15 protein-coding genes are annotated in these 20,518 nt (G+C 37.5%); 9 read left to right on the plus strand and 6 right to left on the minus strand.

Going from position 1 to position 20,518, the window contains the following annotated elements; genetic code table 11:
- The first annotated feature begins 67 nt into the window (after window positions 1–67).
- From N7974_RS15145 to N7974_RS15160, 4 genes are read left to right on the plus strand one after another with little or no spacing between them, the layout of a single operon-like run.
- Window positions 68–2,404, plus strand: coding sequence for a dynamin family protein (locus N7974_RS15145; protein ID WP_262966427.1), 2,337 nt, complete (start codon window positions 68–70; stop codon window positions 2,402–2,404).
- The gene (locus N7974_RS15150; RefSeq protein WP_262966428.1) at window positions 2,401–3,204 is read left to right on the plus strand and encodes a hypothetical protein; all 804 of its coding nucleotides are present in this window, start codon (window positions 2,401–2,403) and stop codon (window positions 3,202–3,204) included. Before N7974_RS15145 ends, N7974_RS15150 begins: the two co-directional genes overlap by 4 nt.
- 30 nt (window positions 3,205–3,234) lie before the next feature.
- Entirely contained in the window at window positions 3,235–5,571 is a 2,337-nt protein-coding gene (locus N7974_RS15155; protein WP_262966429.1) for a dynamin family protein, read from the plus strand.
- Window positions 5,572–5,604: 33 nt separating this feature from the next.
- Window positions 5,605–6,243: a hypothetical protein gene (locus N7974_RS15160; RefSeq protein ID WP_262966430.1), complete on the plus strand. Its 639-nt coding sequence runs from the start codon at window positions 5,605–5,607 to the stop codon at window positions 6,241–6,243.
- A gap of 679 nt (window positions 6,244–6,922) precedes the next feature.
- Here the strand turns inward: N7974_RS15160 and N7974_RS15165 are convergent.
- The 5 genes from N7974_RS15165 to N7974_RS15185 all read right to left on the minus strand — a co-directional run bounded on the left by N7974_RS15165 (window position 6,923) and on the right by N7974_RS15185 (window position 12,442).
- Entirely contained in the window at window positions 6,923–7,381 is a 459-nt protein-coding gene (locus N7974_RS15165; RefSeq protein ID WP_262966431.1) for a hypothetical protein, read from the minus strand.
- Between the two features lie 278 nt (window positions 7,382–7,659).
- Window positions 7,660–8,667 carry a helix-turn-helix transcriptional regulator gene (locus N7974_RS15170; protein WP_262966432.1) on the minus strand — a complete coding sequence of 336 codons (1,008 nt, stop codon included), beginning with the start codon at window positions 8,665–8,667 and terminating at the stop codon, window positions 7,660–7,662.
- A 60-nt stretch (window positions 8,668–8,727) separates the two neighbouring features.
- A complete protein-coding gene (locus N7974_RS15175) occupies window positions 8,728–10,602 on the minus strand; it encodes a hypothetical protein (protein WP_262966433.1) in 1,875 nt (624 codons plus the stop codon).
- A complete protein-coding gene (locus N7974_RS15180; protein ID WP_262966434.1) occupies window positions 10,599–11,906 on the minus strand; it encodes an ATP-dependent metallopeptidase FtsH/Yme1/Tma family protein in 1,308 nt (435 codons plus the stop codon). The genes N7974_RS15175 and N7974_RS15180 overlap by 4 nt, the downstream gene beginning before the upstream one ends.
- A gap of 29 nt (window positions 11,907–11,935) precedes the next feature.
- Window positions 11,936–12,442 carry a YbjN domain-containing protein gene (locus N7974_RS15185; RefSeq protein WP_262966435.1) on the minus strand — a complete coding sequence of 169 codons (507 nt, stop codon included), beginning with the start codon at window positions 12,440–12,442 and terminating at the stop codon, window positions 11,936–11,938.
- A 252-nt stretch (window positions 12,443–12,694) separates the two neighbouring features.
- On the opposite strand from N7974_RS15185, the gene N7974_RS15190 reads away from it, so the two are divergent.
- The 4 genes from N7974_RS15190 (at window position 12,695) to N7974_RS15205 (ending at window position 17,870) form a co-directional block, all read left to right on the plus strand.
- On the plus strand, window positions 12,695–16,387 hold the full coding sequence (locus tag N7974_RS15190) for a tetratricopeptide repeat protein (RefSeq protein ID WP_262966436.1): 3,693 nt from the start codon (window positions 12,695–12,697) through the stop codon (window positions 16,385–16,387).
- A 36-nt stretch (window positions 16,388–16,423) separates the two neighbouring features.
- Window positions 16,424–16,978: a nucleotide-binding protein gene (locus N7974_RS15195; RefSeq protein WP_262966437.1), complete on the plus strand. Its 555-nt coding sequence runs from the start codon at window positions 16,424–16,426 to the stop codon at window positions 16,976–16,978.
- 86 nt (window positions 16,979–17,064) lie between these two features.
- Window positions 17,065–17,634, plus strand: coding sequence for a hypothetical protein (locus N7974_RS15200; RefSeq protein WP_262966438.1), 570 nt, complete (start codon window positions 17,065–17,067; stop codon window positions 17,632–17,634).
- A gap of 29 nt (window positions 17,635–17,663) precedes the next feature.
- Window positions 17,664–17,870 carry a hypothetical protein gene (locus tag N7974_RS15205; RefSeq protein ID WP_262966439.1) on the plus strand — a complete coding sequence of 69 codons (207 nt, stop codon included), beginning with the start codon at window positions 17,664–17,666 and terminating at the stop codon, window positions 17,868–17,870.
- Between the two features lie 13 nt (window positions 17,871–17,883).
- Here the strand turns inward: N7974_RS15205 and N7974_RS15210 are convergent, their stop codons facing one another.
- Complete coding sequence (locus N7974_RS15210) at window positions 17,884–18,489, minus strand: hypothetical protein (RefSeq protein WP_262966440.1); 606 nt, start codon at window positions 18,487–18,489, stop codon at window positions 17,884–17,886.
- A 101-nt stretch (window positions 18,490–18,590) separates the two neighbouring features.
- Between N7974_RS15210 and N7974_RS15215 the strand changes: the two genes are divergently transcribed.
- On the plus strand, window positions 18,591–20,327 hold the full coding sequence (locus N7974_RS15215) for a hypothetical protein (protein ID WP_262966441.1): 1,737 nt from the start codon (window positions 18,591–18,593) through the stop codon (window positions 20,325–20,327).
- The last annotated feature ends 191 nt before the right edge of the window (window positions 20,328–20,518 follow it).

A 20,518-nucleotide genomic window follows, 5' to 3' on the forward strand; every position in this document is an offset into this window, starting at 1 on the left:
ATGAAAGAATTACTATTTCATACCTGTTATAAAACAATGCAATACAAATTTTTAAAAGGATCAATGCATGACGCTTCCAAGTAATACCAATATTTTTAACCATCTCTTTGAGTACTCGAAACAAATAGAAGCACATTGGTCGACTATTATAGAAAATATTTGTGATGTGGTTCAAGAACATCCCCATCTTGATATAGCCCATTTTAATCAGCTAAATGATAAATTTAAGATTGCCATTGAACGGCTACATAACGACTTACAAAGCCCTACACTTATTCTAGCCACCACAGGGACAACCAGTAGCGGTAAAAGTACGATTATTAATTTATTATGTGGCGCAGATTTAATGCCGCGAATGACGCAGGAAATGAGTGCGGGTGTAGTTTATATTCACAATAGCCCTGACAACACACGAATTTTAAATATCCATAAAACTGATGGAGCACTTTGGGAATGTGATGAATGGCACGATCTATCTGATATAGAAATTCGTACTAAATTAACCACAGTAATGGATAGCTTTAATACAAAAAAGGGTATGGATCAATTAGCGCCTCCACATATTGAACTGACTTACCCACTAGCTTGTTTTAATAATCCTGAATTATTAGCGCTCTCAAACCTTCCTAAAAGCACGCAATTCAAATTGATGGATTTGCCAGGCTTACGAAATCATCAAGACAATACTAATGCCGATACTATTAAAAGCTGTCGCGATGCATTGTGTTTAGTTGCCTACAACATGGAAGAAACTGATGAAAATCGCCGAATAGAATTAGTACAACAAGTATTACAGCAAATAAAACACATGGGTGGCTCTCCAGCTCGCATGATGTTTATCTTAAATCGTATTGATGCATTTTTATCTGATTACGAAGCCGACCGTCGAAGAGATGAACATATAAACAAAGTTAAAACCGAAATCACCGATATTTTATATAAAGAACTCCCTGAGCATCGAGATACATTAGAAAATTTAACTTTTAGCCCGTTAAGTTCTTTACCCGCATTACATGCCCAACTTATTAAATCAGAAAATGACCGTGTACATTCAGCTGATGAATTAGATAAACATTTTAATGGTTTAATTCCTGAGGAATTACTTGATGACTTACCACGCAGAATTAGTTCATGGAAAGATCATGATTTTCAACGCATCAATGAAGTTGTTTGGAAAAACAGTTATGGTGCAGAGTTTTTTAAACAACTAGATAATCACATTCAAATACATTTCCCTACCTTAGTTATTCCTACTATCGTACAAAATTTTGAAAAAGAAATTGGCTATGCCATTGGTGAATTAGTAAGAACTTGTTACAGTGAGTTGAATAGTTCAGAAGAAACTTACACCAAAGCGCGAGAGTTATTAATTAGACAAAACAGTGAACTACGTGAATTTATAGCTCAAGCCAACGCTAAGTTAATTGAGCCCATTGAATATTTAAAAGAAGAGCTAAAAAAAAATACTGGCTCAATAAGCAATGCCCTAGAAATATTCTCTGAGGCCTTATTTGAAACAAAAATTTATCAAAAAACACTCACTGAAGATAAATTAACCCCGTTATTTTCGTGGAATGCCAATATAAAAACTCAAGCACTGAGCGTGCTTACTGCTGTAAAGCAATCACTTATTGCTGGACATCGTGACTTTAAAAATACAACTGTCGAAAATCTGCCTTATCATTTACAGCTAGAGTTAGCTAATGAATGTCATGAGTATCTGTATTTTTATACAGAAATCAAACGCAAAGAAGAAAAAGAATTATTAAATGGAAGCTCTGATTTTAAAGTTGATAAAAGATTAAATAACTTTTTAGAATCGATTAATAACGTTGTCCATAATGTTATTACTATCCATAGCAATCTAGAAAACAAAAGAATTCATGACACTATAGATTTGTTGATGAAACATTATTTGGATTACTTACGTAGTAATATAAAAAACATTGCACCTGAATGGAATCTATCCATTAATAATTCAATATTAAATAATCTACATACCCCAGAAATTAACTTTGTTAATTTAAAAACCCTTGCCCAAAGCTCGGCCAGAGAAAAGCGCCATGGCTTTCTATGGCTTTTTACAAAAGTGATCTCTTATAAAAAATTCCCTAGTCATCAAACGCTACACAATGACATAGCATTTGAACTCATAGGCCAATTAGATTCTTTATTAATACCTTTTCAAGAAATGTTATATCAATATTTTGTTGATTTAAATGCCAACGTTATTAAAGAACAAGAAAGCGTATTAGAAGATTTTAAAGACAAGCTTGATCAAGCGTATCAACAAAATATTGATGATTATGAAAAAGTAAAAATCCGATGGGAGCCTTTACTTGAAAGAGCACAACAATTAGATAAGCTCACTAACGAATTTGTCTATAAGTGGGAATCCTTATGAATGCGGATACTCATAATAAAAAATATATTCTAACAAATATACCACTTATTAGTGAAGCCATATCTTTAAAGCCTGATGAACTAATACTTGACTTGGTGAATCGTAAACCATTTAAAGACTATGTTGAGCAGTTAACACCCTACATCAAAGCATTAGAAAATGGTGATGAATGGTACGACAACGTCGCATTGTTACATCTTCTAAGAGAAGAGCAAGATAACATTAATCTTAATATCAGAGAAAAAAATATGCCGAAACAAGATTCTGTTACAAATTCTAATTCAGTTTGTGATGCTCTTGTCTCAAACCAAGAATTAATATTAACGACTAGCCAATCACTTTCAATCGGAATTGCAATAGGAATCTTAATCGGAATTGCAGTAGGAAAAATCTATACAAAATCGAAAAATCCGATACAAAAAGTTAGTTCATTTAGATATTATTTGTTATTGATAATTCCATCTAATCAAGCAATGAGTCTAAAGAACGGCCAAATACTAAATAAAGATGACGCTAGTAAATTAATTAATCATGCAAAACGAGCTTATTGTTTTAAAGAACATGATGTCACAGGTCAAAAAATTGCAGATAACGTAAAATGCTCTGATGAGCCTATTGATTATAAAACAGAAAATTCTGTATTAGTCTATCTTGTATTATCCTCAAGCTATAAAGACATTGTTACCCAACGTATCAGATCAAACATCAGTGATCAAATAAGTAACAACTCAGAAATTAAAATTAAAAAAATTGCCAAACTACAATCGGCTTTATCTACAAAAGATTTTTACGATATTTGACCCCTATTTATTATTAAAGAGATGACTACTATGGATTGGAAAACGGCTTCAACCTTATATGCTAATCAACTTAAAACAGCACTCAATGTGCGTCGGCATGCTTTAGATTTACTGAATTTAGCTTCTGTAAATCACTTGAATATTACTCAAGAACAAAAGGCTATTTTACAAAAAGCCGGAGAACCTGCTGAAAAACTTATGCGCCGGTTACAAAATGGTGAGTTTCGCATTGCAGTGGTTGGTTTAGAAAAAGCCGGAAAAAGTACATTCGTTAACGCTTGGTTGGGCTCAGATTTATTACCTGCTAAACCAGCTCGCTGTACATTTACCACTACACAAATTTATTCAGTACAAGCCCAAAATGAGCAACGCTTAGAAACTTTACCGAAAAGTGCAGAGCAATATCGCGCTTATCAAGCAGATTTACGAGACCAGTTACAAAGTGCAGATAAGAGTGCTGCACAAAAAGCAGAAAATGATCTAAATGTAATGGACTTACATAATAACACCTTACAAGAAATTATTGATGAAGGTAAAAAAACATATAATTTTAGTCGCTTGGCAGAAATAAAATCTAACTTAAGTCGCTATGTGGCAGACGAGCGTTATGCACACGCCATGCAAGAAGCACGTCTTTATACTTCACAACTAGCGGCTGTTGATGGGGTGGTTTTTTATGATGTCCCTGGTTTAGATTCGGGGCTCGCAAAGCACATTGAAGAATCAAAAGAAATGTTAGCAGACTGTGATGCTATTATTTTAGTGCAAAGAAGAGATATTGATTTAAAAGCACATGAGCAAGATTTAATTAAATTCGGTGCTACAGGTGATCCCTATTTAAAACTAGCTGATAAGTTATTTGTATTTTGGGGGCAAGTCGACTTACAGCCTTCCAAAGAAGTTCTGCAAGATAATTGGCAGCAATTATTAGGAAAATGGGCCGTATTTGGAATTCCAGAACACAGAATCGTCAGTGGTTCAGCTGGTGCTCACTTAGTTTTACAAGGTTTTGATATACCTCAGGTAGGCTCTTTAGAACAAACGCAAAACAAAATGTGCTCGCTAACCGGATTAACTTCTGCGGATGAACTAAAAAAAGCGACAGGTATTCTTGAGTTACAACAGCGTATACAAAAATATCTTGATCATGAACGAACCGAGCTATTAAAAAAACGCTGTAACGGTATGATTAACGATATCCTCAAAACTGCCCAAGATATCTATAAAACCGTAGCAGCCGTTTATCCCGAAGACCCAGAACAAGCTAAACGAACTCAAGAGAGTCAACAAAAAATTGAATTTAGTGAATGGTGGTCTAAACGTTGGAAAAAAGTTAGCGCAGACGTCAATAATCGATTTAAAGAAGGCAGTGCAACTTCAATAAAAAACAGACAGTTATTCAAAGCTCGCTATGATGAATTAGTCAAAGAAAAAATAACTGCATTACCTTCTCGCCAGTTAGAAGCAAGACAACAAATTTTTGACAGCATTAGTAATCCCGTCTTTGATTCTATTAAGGCTAATTATACTTGGCGTGAAAAACTACATAGTGACGTGCGAAAAATGCTGAAGTCAGTGGCAAATAACTTGGCGTTGGAATTACAACAAGAATTATTAGCTTTAGTAAAAGAATTGGATCAACAGTTATGGAATAGTCCGTTGATTAAACCTAAGCTCTTTAAAGATGACGCTATATATTTTCAATTATTAGAACATAGTTTAAATACCTTGTTTTTAAGATTTGCACGTCCTGTTGCTGAACTGTTAATTAGAGGTGCAGTGGGTAGTGAAACGAGAACTGAAACGCGTAAAAAAATAGGTGCAGACATTGAAATTATTGACAATTACTATACGGGTGATGAGCCGGCTTTAGAGCGTTTATGTCAATATGCTAATCATGGTGTGGATCTAATAACTAACCCAAAAAAGCGTAAAGAGGTTTTGGGCAGTTCCGTAAATGTAGCAAAAGCAATTCTTGGTACAAGTATATTTGCTAATATCGCTATTGAAGCCGCAGAAACAATAGTTAATGAAGTAAGTAAATCCATGCCAAGTCCCAATCCACAAAACGCAGTTATTATAGAGGTTGAATCTGATATTAAGGCCTTAGAACATTATTTAATTTATGGTATTTTTGAAGCGTCTGGTTTTGGTGTCTTTTGTCAGCAAGAATTAGATAATTTGCGTGATAATTTTCTTGATGTAGATATGGAAGGAACTTGGACAGGGGTTGTTGGTGTTGAATGGCTTGCAGGTAATGCAGAGTTATTGAAAGAATTACCGATTAACTTACAGGCTTTTAACTTTGATACCGAGGTAAGTGATACACTTAAACAATTAAGAATTGCCTTAGATACAGCGCATTAATTCAATAATATTTACATATCATTAGGTACAGTTATGAGTGACGATTTTAAAGAAGTTTCTGTGTTATCGAAAGATCTAACAATCCTAGAAAAACATGAAATATTTCCTATCCTTGATAAAGCTGATAAATCAACAACCTATGACGTTGAATTTGAAAAGACCTATGAATACAATCAAGATATTGATGACTTAAAGGGCAAAGATAAAATAGAAATGTCAGCTGAAGCACTATCCACCATTGGCGGTAGTGCCGTTGGAGTCGCAGCAGCAGGTACTTTAGCGAGCGCAGCAGGCGCATCAACTTTATTAGGCTCCACGTCCTTAGCAAGTGTCTTAGGTGGTGTTTTTGTCACAACAACTCCAGTTGGTTGGGTTGTTGGTGCCGCTGTTGCGGCAGGAGCAGTTGGATATGGTATTTCTAAATTACTTAAATCTGGAAATAAAGATCAAATACGCAATGAGGTAATAAAGCGATTAGAAGCACGCATTACGGATTTAAAAAGCAATGGCCTTAATGAATTTCATCTTACTGAATTACAACAATTATTATTGGTTGCCATTGAGAAAAACCTAATCTCAGAATCAAAAATTGAAAGTATTATTAGTCAAATTGAAAACTATTCACTAAAAGTAGATATTGCAGTTCAAAGAATAAAGTTACTTCTCCAATGATATAAAATAATACTTCAATTAATTTACATCGTTATTGGATTATTTGTAATCTGTGTTATTTCTAACATTAGAAATACACTTACATTAGATTTCTGTTCCTCATGCAATTCATATAATATAGTTACCATAAAATAATGGTAACACCCATAGAACCAGCTTATTTTTTACATGGTGATCATGTATTGTAACTATTTCTTACCGTGGCAAGACGAATATTATGGCGTTTCTGGTGAAAGACAGTTTCAGATATTAAAACCCATTTATTGTCGTTTGCTAAACTTCGCGAATGGTCGGTTTGGGGAAGCTTAAATCCATACCCGAATGACGGCAGTGGGTCGCTATGGATAGCTATCTATAGCGACCATTAAGAGCCACTCACGATCGTCTGCTTTAGGGCGATGAATATTGCAGAAGTCTTTTTAACGAGCCGCAAAAACTAGCATCCCTGATGCTTTTTTGAGTAGAGCCAAAATGATATCGACTGGAAAGATGCGCTTAAAATTTGTTAGTTGTAGGAATAATTCTGAAAACTGATGGTGAAGAAAATGAGTCGTTCTTTCAGCCCCTGAAATAGTTTTCAAAAAATATTTCCTAATTTTACGTTGGTTTTTTTGAAAAGTGGCTTTTTCGTTCAGGCACCAATTACTCTAATTTTCTGTTATCTTTATTTTTTATCCCTTTAAGCCATTGCAAGCATTAGTTGCTCTTGTATGTATGGCTCCAGATTTACCCAGCCATCAAGGTCATTAAGTGTCTGACAACTGATCGTCGCCATTAGTGGCAGGGCATTTTCAAGTACCCAAGCGATATCCCAGTTATCAATTTCGCCTGATTGCAGACGTTCCTGGGAAACCCGTTCTTGGTCGCCAGGTTGGGGACGTGTTTTATAATTGAGCGGTCTTTTAATACCAACCAGATTGGCTATGCCAACAATGAGTCCACCTTGTTTAATTAAGGCAATAGACTTGCTATGATGAGTAAAGCCTGTTCGCATTTCCCAACTGCCGGTGCCGTTCAGTATTTTATCGATATGCTGGCCATCAATGATCAACCCTTTAGTCGGTACTTTTGTTTTTAAGGCTAAATGACACGCGCTAACGACAAGCATTTCTTGGGCATCTGGCGGTTTACTACCCATGCAAATGACCTGATTTACACGCTGAGCCCATGCCCTTAAATAATATTGCCAAAGTATTAAAATCAGCAATCTTAAAACACTTGTTACACGGCAGGGTGTTGCATATCGTAACCTTCAAAAATTGATCTAATACTGTGTTTGTAGTGCTTTCAGCATTTTTCATAGATGACTCCAACATTATTTAATCTTTTATAAGCTAATGGCTGCTTCCTGTTAACGGTAGTAAGAATAAATGATGTTGGCGACAAATAATGACCTATAAAGATTAATCCTGCTTTTTAGTTTTGAGGTAGATATTGCTGCACCGCTAAGCGATGGTGATCGGCTAACTTGTGTCTTAAATTGGCAGGGCCAAGCACCTCAACATCAGCCCCGTGACTGCTTAACCATCGCAATAATTGTGGGGTATCAAGCACCTCAGCGGTGATTTGTAATTTATTGTCATCAAGCCGCCCTATTTGTTGATCTTTGGCCAGCGGAGTTTCTACCAAGTGAAGACCTACGCCATTTTTAAAGATAGCTATGAGGGTAATTACTTGCGAACTTTTACCAAAACCAAAGCCACCCTTATCAATATAAGCTTGCAGATTAAAGCCATCTAAATTTCGAAGGGGTTCATTTTTTAGAGTAATTTTTTTAATGCGATGTAAAACCAACAGACGTAAATCATTGTGATCATTTATGGTGGTCACCAAATAAATAACTGAACCATATTGCACCAAGCCTTGTAAATGCACGCTTTGAAAACGCTTTGCTTGAGATGCGTTTGCTGCCAAGTAATCCATTTCCAGTTGCAAGCCTTGCATTAAAGCCTGATTAACCGTTCGCTGTATGTGTGGATCAATAATAGGTGACAGCAAAGGTTGCCCAGGCGTTAAAACCTTCACCTTTTTTAACCAATCATGTAATTTTGAATCGGTATGTTCAACAGAAAAAAACTGTCTTGCCGCAGAAAATTGTCCTGCCAGATTATCCGTGATTGCAACCGGCAATAATGTTTTTAGATATGTTTCCAGTAAAACTAAGGTTAAGGCTTCACTTGAAGTTAAACCAGGAATATTGCAGGGTTGCATATTTAGGGCATAACGCCAGCCATACGGTTTACTTCGGGAATCAACTTCCAGGGTAAAGGGTATGGATAACCGATCCAGATCCCGCTCCAATGTTCGGCGCGAGACAGAAAACCCCAAACCTTCGAGCTTGTTTTTTAACTCTTTAACAGTGATTTTGCGTTCACGAGGGATTAGCTTCAACATTTCCCATTGACGCAATAGAGGATCTGACATTAGCTACTCTTATTTTGAAACCAATAAATGGCTAGGAAATTTTATAAACCCAACTTCATTCTAAGCAGGCAACGATGTAGTTTGATGTTCAATTAAATCCTGCCATTGGCGATTAACATTGGACATAACAGATGCCGATTCATGTGTAATATTTCGCAGTTGTATAAAGAAACGCGCATCATCAAAATGCAAAGCATCCAGTCTCGATATACTTTCTAATAGATGTTTTAGTTGATGATGGGTATGGTTTGACATTTGACTAACACGCCCCATTTCGTTCATGGTCACAATGCCATGAATAGCAGCGGCCAATGCTGGCATGGCGGCTGTAAATATCAGTAACCATTGTGCATGAATCACAAAATGCCCTATAACGGCCAAGCCGGTCATTATAAAAGCCAACTTTGTCAGCCAATGAAGTCGGTGCTCAATTGTGTGTAACGTTTTATGCGTTTTTTGGTGATAAATACATTGATCCTTAATAACGCCAACAACATAATCTCGTAGTTGATGACAGATTTTGTCCGGTTGATAAATCGAGTCATCCGCTAGATGAGGTAAACCGGAAGCCACCACGGTTCGTTTAAACAACCAAGTCTCGGCACTCATCAATTTAATCTGCACTTTCCCATTTTTATCGACTACAGTATTTCTAAGTGGCGCTAATAAGGGGGCTTGGAAAGTTAAGAGTGGAAGGCCTAAACGGGTATAACGGATCTGTTCAGCAATAAAACGATGAAATAACCACTTACCATGTAAATTTAATCGTGAAGCCATACTGTAACTAATCAAAAGTACACCAATGGCAATCAGTTCTGTTACCGGCCAAAACCAATCAGGAAATGTGCCGAGTTGGATGACACCCGCTACAGCAGCGAATACAGCAAAGCTTGAAAGTAAATATAAACCCCAAGTCACATCACGATGAAAGCCTGCGGCGACATTAGCGAGTTGATCAGACCATGTAAACCGATCCCATAATTGAGTGGGTTCCTCAATATGACAACCTGAGTCAACAAGATGATCTGGTACATTAACGCCATACCATGATGGACTAGTTTTAGAAAAAACAGCGGTAAACATACCTTTAAGACTTATGAATGCCCCCAACGACTTGTCAATTCTTCCGGCAAAGCGGTGGCTGAATGCGTTAGGCGCTTGTTCCGTGAAATACTCGCGCAAAATATTTAATGACTGATCGTTAGCCGCCTTTAATTTAAATGAGTGTAGTGGATTAGCTATGAATTTAATCTCAGCAGTCAAAAGAGAAACATCATAATCAACAAAAAGTGCTCTTATTGCTGTTTGACAGTCATGACTCGTTGAGAGAATGACGCGATGGGGTTCATCCAACAGACGATAATCCAGAATAGAAATCCGTTTGTCAGAATGCAGCCAAATAACCGGCTTACCTTCCAGAATAGTATCTCGAAGTAGCATCAAGCGCGTATTGCTTAAGGGATCATCGGATATATCGCCCAGCCATAATAAAATATCGGAAAATGCTTTTAAGGTATCCTCTTGTATTATCTGCTCTTGTGACAAATAAACATCATTAGCCACCACGGGGCTTAGGGCAATCAGACGCTCAGTCGATGAATCACTTGTTGTAGTTGGGCTTTTAAAGTCACCACAATAAACAGCGTGTAAAGGTAAATCTAACCGTTCTGCAATAAAGTTCGCCCAAACAGGACAATCCGAATAATTACCTGACAAAATGCATAACTTTGTTCTGGCAGAAGCCGCCTCGCCGTATAGCAATTCAGCTGAGGCAGTCTCCGTTTTCAGATTTTTTACGATTGTCGTCGCTAAATTTACTAGGTGTTCTTCAATGATTAAGCGAAATGATGAGGTCTTCTCGATTTGAGTAAAACCTGTCCCAGCAATTAAAAGACCAAATTGGGGTAAAATTTTAGGTGCGACTTTGTGTTTCATAAAATATTATTGGGGAAAATTAACGCCCTAACTTCATCCTCATCAAGCGTCTTATGTTTCAGTAATCCCTCAACAACCCGCTCAACGTTGTCCCAATGTTCTACCAATAAAATTTCGGTTTTCTGTTGAGCCTCTTTCAGTAATGATTGCAGACGTCGTTGCGCTTCATCAAATAACCAGCCAGATTTAATACTGTATTTACGACTCAAAACGCCCAATTGAACCGGCCCAAAAGAATCATCAAGACCAAATTCAGTAATATATTGCCAAGCATATTCTGTAGCACCGGCAAAATCGCTTTGTGCACCTATGTCCGCTGCATTGAAACCATATTTTTTTAACTGTGCCGCCTGACCGGCAAGAGAAACACACAAATCTTCAAGAAAGTCTTCACGGGTTGAAGGAAATACATGTTTGAAAATTGGATTACTATCATCAAAAAACACACAACCATCGTAGCTTTCGTTTGGCACAATAGTCACTTTCTCTATCTGTACCTTAGGGCGCAGGGCCAAAGAAACAATGGCATGGCCTGCTTCATGATAGGCAACACATTCTATTTCACGCGTTTGCGATACTTTTTCTATCCCTGCATTTAACAAAGCAATAAGAGGATTACGTGCTTTACTAAAGCCATGCAGTGGATGTGAAGAACTAATTTTTTGAACCGTTTCATCGTCCAAAAAATCTTTCAGATCATTTAAATCCTGCCATCCCTGCTGGACTATCCAAGCATTATACTCGCGAGAATAGGCATTGATATGTGCCGACAAAGCCGGATGTTGTGTCAAATCACCTTTATTAAGAGCGACTAGCGCGGCAAGCGCATAGAGTTCGGGTTTATTTACATCAAAGCCAAACTTCTTGGCGAGTCCTTTTGCATAACGATCAACCGTTTGAAAAATAGAGTCTTCAAAAAATCCCTGGGGACTTGCAGAATCATCAGCACCAGTCTTAATAATTAAGTTTGCTGACTGTGCCAATTTTAAAATCAAGTCATTAAGCGTAAGTTTTTGGCACTCACCAATAGCTTGTTTTAAGGCGGAATCAATCGGAAACGTCTGATTAATATGCGGCGAATCAACCTCTTCAAGCCGATGCCCTGCCTCCTTGAGGGCAACCTGGATTTTTTCGTCCAGATCATCCGCCAACACTATTTCTTGATTAATAACGTCTTTGCTTAAGGCCAGATAAACACCCGCCAAAAAAACAAGGGGGGACAGTTCTTTTATATCATTTAATGAAGCTATCGCTTTGGCATAACCAGCCGCTGCTTTAAAATCTTCCGTATTTATCAGGGCCATGTCGGGTGCTTCCAATAAGATCAAGTTTACTAAATGAAATCCGGAACGGCTTCCTCGGATGATTCAGATTCAGAAGCAGCTTCCAGTTGATCGATTATTTGCTGTGCAGTTGTCTTGGTCAACGCTACTTCGGTGATTTCATCAAACCAATTTTCCAATAAATCCGCGCCCCCGTTAAAAGCATTATGAATGGTTGCAACGGAAGGATCAGTGCCTTCAAAATCAATTACATGTCGCCATCTAATAGCGCCTTTTTCATCGACAAGCGATAGCGCTCCCCGATACGAGATTGTATTGATGTGATTAAATAAAACGGCACATTCAGTCAGTTTTTTTGGCAAGGCATTAAAAGGTGCGTAAATATAAATCTTAAAATAATCGTGTGCTTCATCGGTTTCAATCCAAACCTTAAAAGACTGATCCTTAATTGAATACGTAAAAGCCAAACTTGATGTTTGGTTTTCTTCATCCAATGAGATTTTATCGTCCCATTCTATATGGTCTAGCCAATCTTGTACTTTATCTGCCAATCTCATCAACAATTACTCCAATTTTTAATCTAAAAAAATTACTTTAAATATCTAATTATTTAAAAATACAATTCATAAGAAAAAGTTATAAATTTTAATTTTTAATTAAAAAATAAATTACCTTTTTTCATTATGCTTTTTAAGGTGTTAACATTCAAGTTTTATCAGCAGTTATAAATATTTATTTAAATGCGACACAATCTGACCTATTAATCGAATAGACTTGACCTAATCTCACCTCAGGATCGTCCAGAAAGTATGACAAATCCCATTCAAACTAACACCGACCGCGAAATCCGCGTATTTATCTCCTCAACCTTCCGTGACATGCATGCGGAACGGGATTATTTGGTCAGTCATGTGTTTCCGGTCATTCGCCGTGCCTGCCGCGAACGTCAAGTTGAATTTACGGAAATTGACTTGCGTTGGGGGGTAACTAAGGAAGAGGCAGAACAGGGTAAAGTCGTGCGTATTTGTCTGGAAGAAATTAATCGCTGCCGGCCTTATTTTTTAAGTTTACTGGGTGAACGTTATGGCTGGGCACCCTTGAATGCCGACCTAGATCATAAAACTGAACTTCTATCATTATTTCCCTTTTTAGAAAACAGCCTAAAAGAAGGTCTTAGCGTTACCGAAATGGAAATTTTGCACGGTGTCATGGATAACCCGGATATGGCCGGCCATTGTTTTTTTTATTTAAGAGACGCTGCACTCACCCAAACATTAGCCGATAGCCTCTCTGCAGCCACTGATTATTTTGAAACAGAACAACGTTTACAAGATAAATTAGACGCGCTTAAAGACAAGGTTCGTAACTGTGGCTTACCGCTCAGGGATAATTATGCCAGTATCGAAGCACTCGGTGACTTAATCAAGCAAGATTTATTGGCCGTTTTAGACCGGCAATTTCCTGCAGATTTAACGCCTACACCGCTTGAAGCCGAACAAAATGCGCACCGCAGTTATGCCAATGACCGCTGTAAAGCCTATATTGCCAACCCCAGGGATACTGAAGCGTTAGATGCCCATTTAAATACCAAAACCAATAACGCTTTACTGGTGACAGGGGAATCAGGTCTAGGCAAATCCGCTTTATTGGCCTATTGGGTCAATCAACAACGCTTGGCTAATCCTGAGCAATTTATCATCGAGCATTATGTCGGTATTTCCGGTGATGCTGATCCTGTGGCCATTATTCGCCGCATCATGGCAGAAATAAAACAGCGTACCGATGACAATGCAGAACTCCCCAGTAAACCCGAAGACATCATTCAAGACTTCCCCTTATGGTTAGCCAAAGTTGGTGAACGCGATCCACTCCTGTTAATTATCGATGGCCTCAATCAACTGGAAAGTAAAGAAGGTCACTGGCTACCTAATTTTTGGCAAGAAAATGTTAAAGCGATTTTTAGTGTGCTTCCTGGCAAGCAATTAGAAATACTCGGCCAAAGAGAATGGCCTATCCACACTTTAGAAGCACTTGATTTAAACCGCCGTGAACAATTAATTCGTGAGTGGTTAGCCAGTTATCGAAAAGCCTTATCAACCGAACAAACCCTACGCATTGCCCAAGCACCTCAAACAGGCAGCCCACTCTTTTTAAAAACCGTACTTGAAGAGTTACGTATCTTTGGCTACTTTGAGCACCTAGATCAACGCATTGCTACTTTGTTAACAGCCAACAATCCACAAGAACTATTTGTATTGGTGCTTGAGCGCCTGGAAAACGATTTTGGTAAAGCCATCGTTACCCAGATTATGCAAGCATTATGGGCGGCAAGGCGGGGGTTATCAGAAACAGAAATTGCCGGCATTACTGGCTTCAGTCGCTTGGTGATTTCAACGTTTTTAATGGCGATAGATTCTCATCTGGCCAAACGAGGCGGCTTATTAAGCTTCTTTCATGATTACTTAAGACAAGCCGTTAAGCAACATTGTCTTGAGAATAACGAAGCAGAGGTCAATGCACATATAAAACTAGCCCACTACTTTCAGCAACAAGAATTAAATAATCGCGTTGCCGAAGAACTACCTTGGCAGTGGCAACAAGCAGAACAATGGGAGGCATTAAAAAATTGTATTAGTGCTATTCCAATGTTTGAAATTTTATATGATAAAGATGATTTAGAGCTATTGGCGTATTGGTTGACTATGGGGGATCAGTTTGATGTAGGGGTATGTTACACAAATTCATTAGCCTCATGGGAAACAGAGAATAATGTAGAGCAGCCAGAATTAGCTGATATCCTTTCTTCGTTAGGAGGCTTTCTAATAGAGAGATGTGTTTGTTTGAATTTGGCTGAACCACTTATTCGTCGTGCATTGGCAATACGTGAAAAAGTATTAGGTCCCGAACATCCTAAAACCGCCAATAGCCTTGGACATCTTGCAGGTTTATTAGAAGATCAGGGTAACTATGGTGCAGCAGAACCGCTGTATCGTCGTGCGCTGATAATTCGAGAAAAAGTATCGGGTGCCGAACACTCTGCAACCGCCAGAAGCCTTAATAACTTGGCCGGTTTGTTAAACGCTCAAGGTAACTATGATGCAGCAGAACCTCTATATCGACGTGCATTGGCAATCCATGAAAAAGTATTGGGTAGCGAACATCTTGACACAGCCACCAGCCTTAATAATTTAGCCGGTTTATTAAAAGCTCAAGGTAACTATGATGCAGCAGTACAGCTACATCGTCGTGCATTGACAATCCATGAAAAAGTATTGGGTAGCGAACATCTTGACACAGCCACCAGCCTTGAACATTTGGCAGGTTTATTATATGTTCAGGGTAACTACGATGCAGCAGAATCTCTATATCGACGTGCATTGGCAATCAATGAAAAAGTATTGGGTGCTGCACATCCTGTTATCTCCACTAGCTTTTATAGTTTGGCTGTTTTTTTACAGAATCAAGGTAACTATGATGCAGCAGAACACCTTTATCGATGCGCACTGACAATTCGTGAAAAAGTGTTGGGTTACGCACATCCTGGAACAGCCAGAATACTTGGTTCCCTGGCCGGTTTATTAAAAGCTCAAGGTAACTATGATGCAGCAGAACCGCTATATCGACGTGCATTGGTAATCCTGGAAAAATTGTTGGGTAGCGAACATCCTGACACAGCCATAAGCCTTAATAATTTGGCCGGTTTATTAAAAGCTCAAGGTAACTATGATGCAGCCGAACCGCTATATCGACGTGCATTGGTAATCAATGAAAAAGTGTTGGGTAGCGAACATCCTTTTACAGCCATAACCCTTGGTAACTTGGCAGGTTTGTTAGAAGCTCATGGTAACTATGATGCAGCAGAACCTCTATATCGACGTGCATTAGCAATACGTGAAAAAGTGTTGGGTGTTGAACATCCCGATACCGCCTCCAGCCAAAACAATCTGGCCGGTTTATTAGCAGCACAAGGTCATTATGTAGATGCCATAGAACTTTACTGTAATTTATTAGTACATTATAAAAAACAGTATGGTTCGATTTCTCCAGAAATTTCAATACTATACCGGAGACTTGCTGAATGTTTATGGGAAATAGGTGAACTTAATGAAGCAGAAGATTATTTTCGTAGTGAACTTGAAATATTAAAACAAATCCATGGCTATACACACAATGCTACTTTGGAATCAATGCAGCAATTAGGAGTGCATCTACGAGAGCAACAAAAATATGAAGAGGCAGAACTACTGCTAAGAGAGGTAGTTAAAAACAGGGAGTTATCATCCAACACCGATGATACAGAATTAGCAGGATCACTTAATGCATTAGGCTTACTTTTAGCTAAAACTAACCGTATTGATGAAGCGATAACCATTTATACACGTGCCCTAAATATCAGAGATAAAGCCTTAGGCCGTGATCATCCACGATCTGTTCTTATTCGTGAGCGTCTAGCTGAGATAACAAATAAACAAGATATTAATAAACCATCAGCTGAAATATGAAATTAGATAATAGGTAACCTACCTATTCAAATATTGGTGTCTCATGAATGGGACGCTGATGACAATGGAATTGTCGCAATATACAAAGACAAAAAATGGAAGCGCCTGCGTGGACTAATAAAAAAAGTCACCGATGATGTTACAAAAAGATCAGAAAACAGGCCTGGAGAAAGAAAACTCGATATACAAATAAAACGTCTACGAGGTCAGCACGGCCAATTTATATTAAAGGCATTACTTGATCGAATAGAGCAAGGTGATGTTTTAATTGTTGATATTGGCGGTGAAAGGCATGGTGAATATAATCCTAATGTTCTGATTGAACTTGGGATCGCCCTTGGTATGGGTAAATTAGATTCAGAAAATTTATTTATTTTAAAACCAGTGTCTTTAGCTTGGCCAAGTGATTTACACGGCATCCTATACACCGAATACCAGATTGAAAACGATACCTTAAAATTAAACGATGCCATTGGATTCCATGCTGCATTACGAGGTATCCTGATGAATATTGCCAGACAAAAAAATATGTTGGGTGATGTTAAACAGCCGACTATTACCATTGAAGGTGAGGAAGAGTCGCATGAATAGAAGTTAAAATGATTAAGAACGTGTTACTGAATAAGCCACTATCACTAATCTATAAATAATATTAATTAAAACCAGGAGATTTAAAAATGTCAAAAATTGAAATTCAAGGTGACGGTGTTTGGATTTTATTACAATTGTTAGATGAAGAAACCGCAAGTGTTTATGCGTCTAAGGAACAACTGACAAGTGATGAATTTGATGATTTTATGGACGAATCTGATGGGAATGGATTTGGTTTTTATAGTAGTGCAGAAATCACAGTTGATGATATTGTAATTGGTACTGTTGAAGATATTATTAATCTGGGAAAAAACGTACCAAATGGACCAATTTTAATCGAAGGATTATCAAAAGAATTAGAGTTAAATATAGAAAATGGTCTTGTCGATGTTCAAAGCCAAGATGGTACGTTTGTTTCATCAGAAATCCCTGACTACAAAATATCAGAAGATGGAACGCCCTCCAATGAATTTATTAAAGACTTTATTCAATCGATTTCATTTGATGAAGATTGTTGCGCATTCAGTTTAACCGAGTGGAATGGCATTGATTTGGACGATAATAAATTAACTAATGGCTATACAAATTTATATTTATTTTATCAAGGTAAACAAGTTGAAATTGGAGTCAACGAGGACGACGACGAGGAAGACTAGTAATTTAAACTAAATTAAACAGAATATTTATGGCAATCGGAAATGTAGTGCAACGCGGTGCAATAATTTACATCTATGATGAAAGTAATAGACAAATTAATTCTGTGTCGGCGGGCAATGGACTTAATGATGGTTTAAAAGGTTACACATCCACAAGAATAAATGTTCAGCGTGGCGCTATTATTTATTCTTACAATGAACACGGCCAACAAGTCGGTTCTGTACCCGCTCGATAATGTTTGTATAAGTCTAATAAGGCCCAAATAACCAATAATTTAATGACACATCTATATTAAAAGCTGAGCCACCAATAATAGTGCCTTTGGCTTTTAAAGGATGTGATTTTTTAAAAACTGTAATTACCTTTTCATCTAACACATCTATTAACTGAGGTGTATATTTCCGAATTTGAGCTGCATACTTAATAACTTGATCAAACTTTTTGTCTGGTTTTGAATGAGGATGTGTAGAAATAAGTATCGTATACAATTTAGGACGAGAAGATTGAATGTCTCTAGTCATATTATTCATTTTTTCTACATCACTTTGCACGTTATTGAGATATTGTTGAGGGCCTTTAGTAGTGAACATATCAAACGAGTACATTGCCTTTAACTCTATTAAAACAACTGGTGCAAAATTTTTAGCATCCAATATAGCTAAATCTACCCTCTTCCATTCACGTGACACAATATAATCGGGATTTTTTTTATGTAATTCGTATGCCAAACGATCTCTAAATGTTTGTTCAAATTTTGATGTTAATGCGAGATAAGACAATTCAGACTTATTGAAAATATTTTCTAATTCGTGTAATTCAACAGTTAAAATATCCCCCCAATCAATAACAGCCATAATGCTTAAATAATCTATAAAATGTGAGCAAAATAATAAGATTATAGTTATCAACTGTCAAACTAATAAATTAATCAGTTCACAACATTCGAATTTTAATTATGCTAAATACCCCTATTAATCCACCACCCTTTTACTTAACCATTGGTGTTACTGGTCATAGGGACATCCCTAGTGAAGATGAGGCATTACTCAAGTCGGTGATTAAATCGCGTCTGTTAGATTTACAAGCCACCTATAAAGACACGCCTTTGCTGGTTTTATCCGGCTTGGCAGAAGGGGCTGATCGTTTAGTGGTTGAAGTAGCTGATGAAATGGGTATCGCTTTTGCGGCAATTTTACCTTTACCTAAAGACGATTATGCCAGTGATTTTAATGAGCCTGGTTCCAAGCAAGATTTTTATAAGTGGCTCGACAAAGCCGCTTGGGTTGAAGCCTTAACGCAAACAACAATTGAAGGTAATGTAAGTTATCCACGCAATGCATGTTACGAGCAATTAGGCTTTTATTTAACCAATAACGCGCATCTATTATTAGCACTTTGGGATGGTGATATACAAGAAAAAACCGGTGGCACGTCTCAAGTAGTACGTTGTTTTTTACAAGGTGTTTCGGGTAAACCTGAAGATAAAACGACGGCATTAAACCTACCCAGTTATCGTCCGGTAGAGCATATTCTAACCAGACGCTTGTCGCAACCGAATGCTATTGGCAATGAACAAATTGGCGCTGTTGAAACGCTCTGGCCACAAGTTACTTTTAATGATGATGCGTGGTTAGAAAACAGATGGAAACTGAGCTTACTTAGCTTGGGTACTTTTAATCATGACATGCAGCAGTTTAATCAAACTAATCCAGAAGCAATATTAACTAGTCGCCAGTACCTTTTAGGTGACGATGTGATTTATTCAACCTTGGATACAAAAGCACAGCGTATTGCAGATTTATTCGCGGCCAGTGACGCCATGTCATCCTTCGCTCAAAGCCGTCGTCATAAAAACTTTGTTGCTTTGGTTATTTTTGCCTTATCTGCAGTAGTAAGCCAACAAAGTTACGGGTTTTTTTTACAGTGGTACTTGTTAGTGGGCAGTTTAACTTTGGGCGGTATCTCATTTTGGCTATATCAACAATCTCAATATCAACGATTAGAAGAGAAGTATCTCGATTTTCGTGCACTTGCAGAAGGATTAAGAGTGCAATTTTTTTGGCATATTGCCGGAGTTAATTTAAGTGCTTCTAATTTTTTCTTACGTGAGCAACGTGATGAATTGGAATGGATTAGACATGCGATTACCACCACAGAATTACAGTCACCTACAGAAACTCATAAAAAATCACACCGTTGGATCATTGAACGTTGGGTTAGGGATCAACGGATTTATTTTATTGGTGATCATTTTAAAGGCCGTTTAGGTAAAGCCAGAATTGATGCGAAAGCAGAAAAAAAATTAACTCGCCGGATGAAACAGTGTTTTTTTACAGGCTTGGGATTAATGCTTATTTCTGCAATCGGTTATGAGTGCATTTATCCCGACTTAATATTGGAATGGAAGTCTTTATTGTTAAATGGCTTATTAGCTACCTCTGGTGCAATCCTTTGTATGGTGCCCTCTATAAAGATTTATTTAGATACAATGGCTTTTGACGAACATGCCAAACGTTATTTGCGGATGGGTCAATATTACGGACTGTGTGAAACGCAATTAGAGCGTTTAAATGAGACTCATGCGGTTGAAATAGATCAACTGTTTGTTGATATCGGCAAGCAAGCGTTAATAGAAACAGGTGATTGGTTGTTATTGCATAGACAGCGACCGGTTAAGGTTCCTGTTATGTAACAATGAATTAGAAGTGTAAATTTATTTTAAAATTCAATATGACCGACAATTAATTAAACTCACAAAATCATGAAAATAACTCCCTTTTTGGAAAGAAGAATAAAATTTTTAATTGATGAATCAAAAATTGAAGAGAAGGCTTCTCAAGATACTAAGTTAATAATGCGAGTAATTTCAAATTATGCAACTAT

This window comes from Methylobacter psychrophilus (assembly GCF_025583945.1).
GTDB lineage: Bacteria > Pseudomonadota > Gammaproteobacteria > Methylococcales > Methylomonadaceae > Methylobacter_C > Methylobacter_C psychrophilus.

Bases quoted from the DNA above. Each gene is read 5' to 3' on its own strand.
- N7974_RS15180 (WP_262966434.1), bottom strand. From the start codon at position 11,906: ATGGCCCTGATAAATACGGAAGATTTTAAAGCAGCGGCTGGTTATGCC.
- N7974_RS15190 (WP_262966436.1), top strand. From the start codon at position 12,695: ATGACAAATCCCATTCAAACTAACACCGACCGCGAAATCCGCGTATTT.
- N7974_RS15175 (WP_262966433.1), bottom strand. From the start codon at position 10,602: ATGAAACACAAAGTCGCACCTAAAATTTTACCCCAATTTGGTCTTTTA.
- N7974_RS15205 (WP_262966439.1), top strand. From the start codon at position 17,664: ATGGCAATCGGAAATGTAGTGCAACGCGGTGCAATAATTTACATCTAT.
- N7974_RS15215 (WP_262966441.1), top strand. From the start codon at position 18,591: ATGCTAAATACCCCTATTAATCCACCACCCTTTTACTTAACCATTGGT.
- N7974_RS15185 (WP_262966435.1), bottom strand. From the start codon at position 12,442: ATGAGATTGGCAGATAAAGTACAAGATTGGCTAGACCATATAGAATGG.
- N7974_RS15145 (WP_262966427.1), top strand. From the start codon at position 68: ATGACGCTTCCAAGTAATACCAATATTTTTAACCATCTCTTTGAGTAC.
- N7974_RS15170 (WP_262966432.1), bottom strand. From the start codon at position 8,667: ATGTCAGATCCTCTATTGCGTCAATGGGAAATGTTGAAGCTAATCCCT.
- N7974_RS15155 (WP_262966429.1), top strand. From the start codon at position 3,235: ATGGATTGGAAAACGGCTTCAACCTTATATGCTAATCAACTTAAAACA.
- N7974_RS15160 (WP_262966430.1), top strand. From the start codon at position 5,605: ATGAGTGACGATTTTAAAGAAGTTTCTGTGTTATCGAAAGATCTAACA.
- N7974_RS15210 (WP_262966440.1), bottom strand. From the start codon at position 18,489: ATGGCTGTTATTGATTGGGGGGATATTTTAACTGTTGAATTACACGAA.
- N7974_RS15165 (WP_262966431.1), bottom strand. From the start codon at position 7,381: ATGGGTAGTAAACCGCCAGATGCCCAAGAAATGCTTGTCGTTAGCGCG.
- N7974_RS15200 (WP_262966438.1), top strand. From the start codon at position 17,065: ATGTCAAAAATTGAAATTCAAGGTGACGGTGTTTGGATTTTATTACAA.
- N7974_RS15150 (WP_262966428.1), top strand. From the start codon at position 2,401: ATGAATGCGGATACTCATAATAAAAAATATATTCTAACAAATATACCA.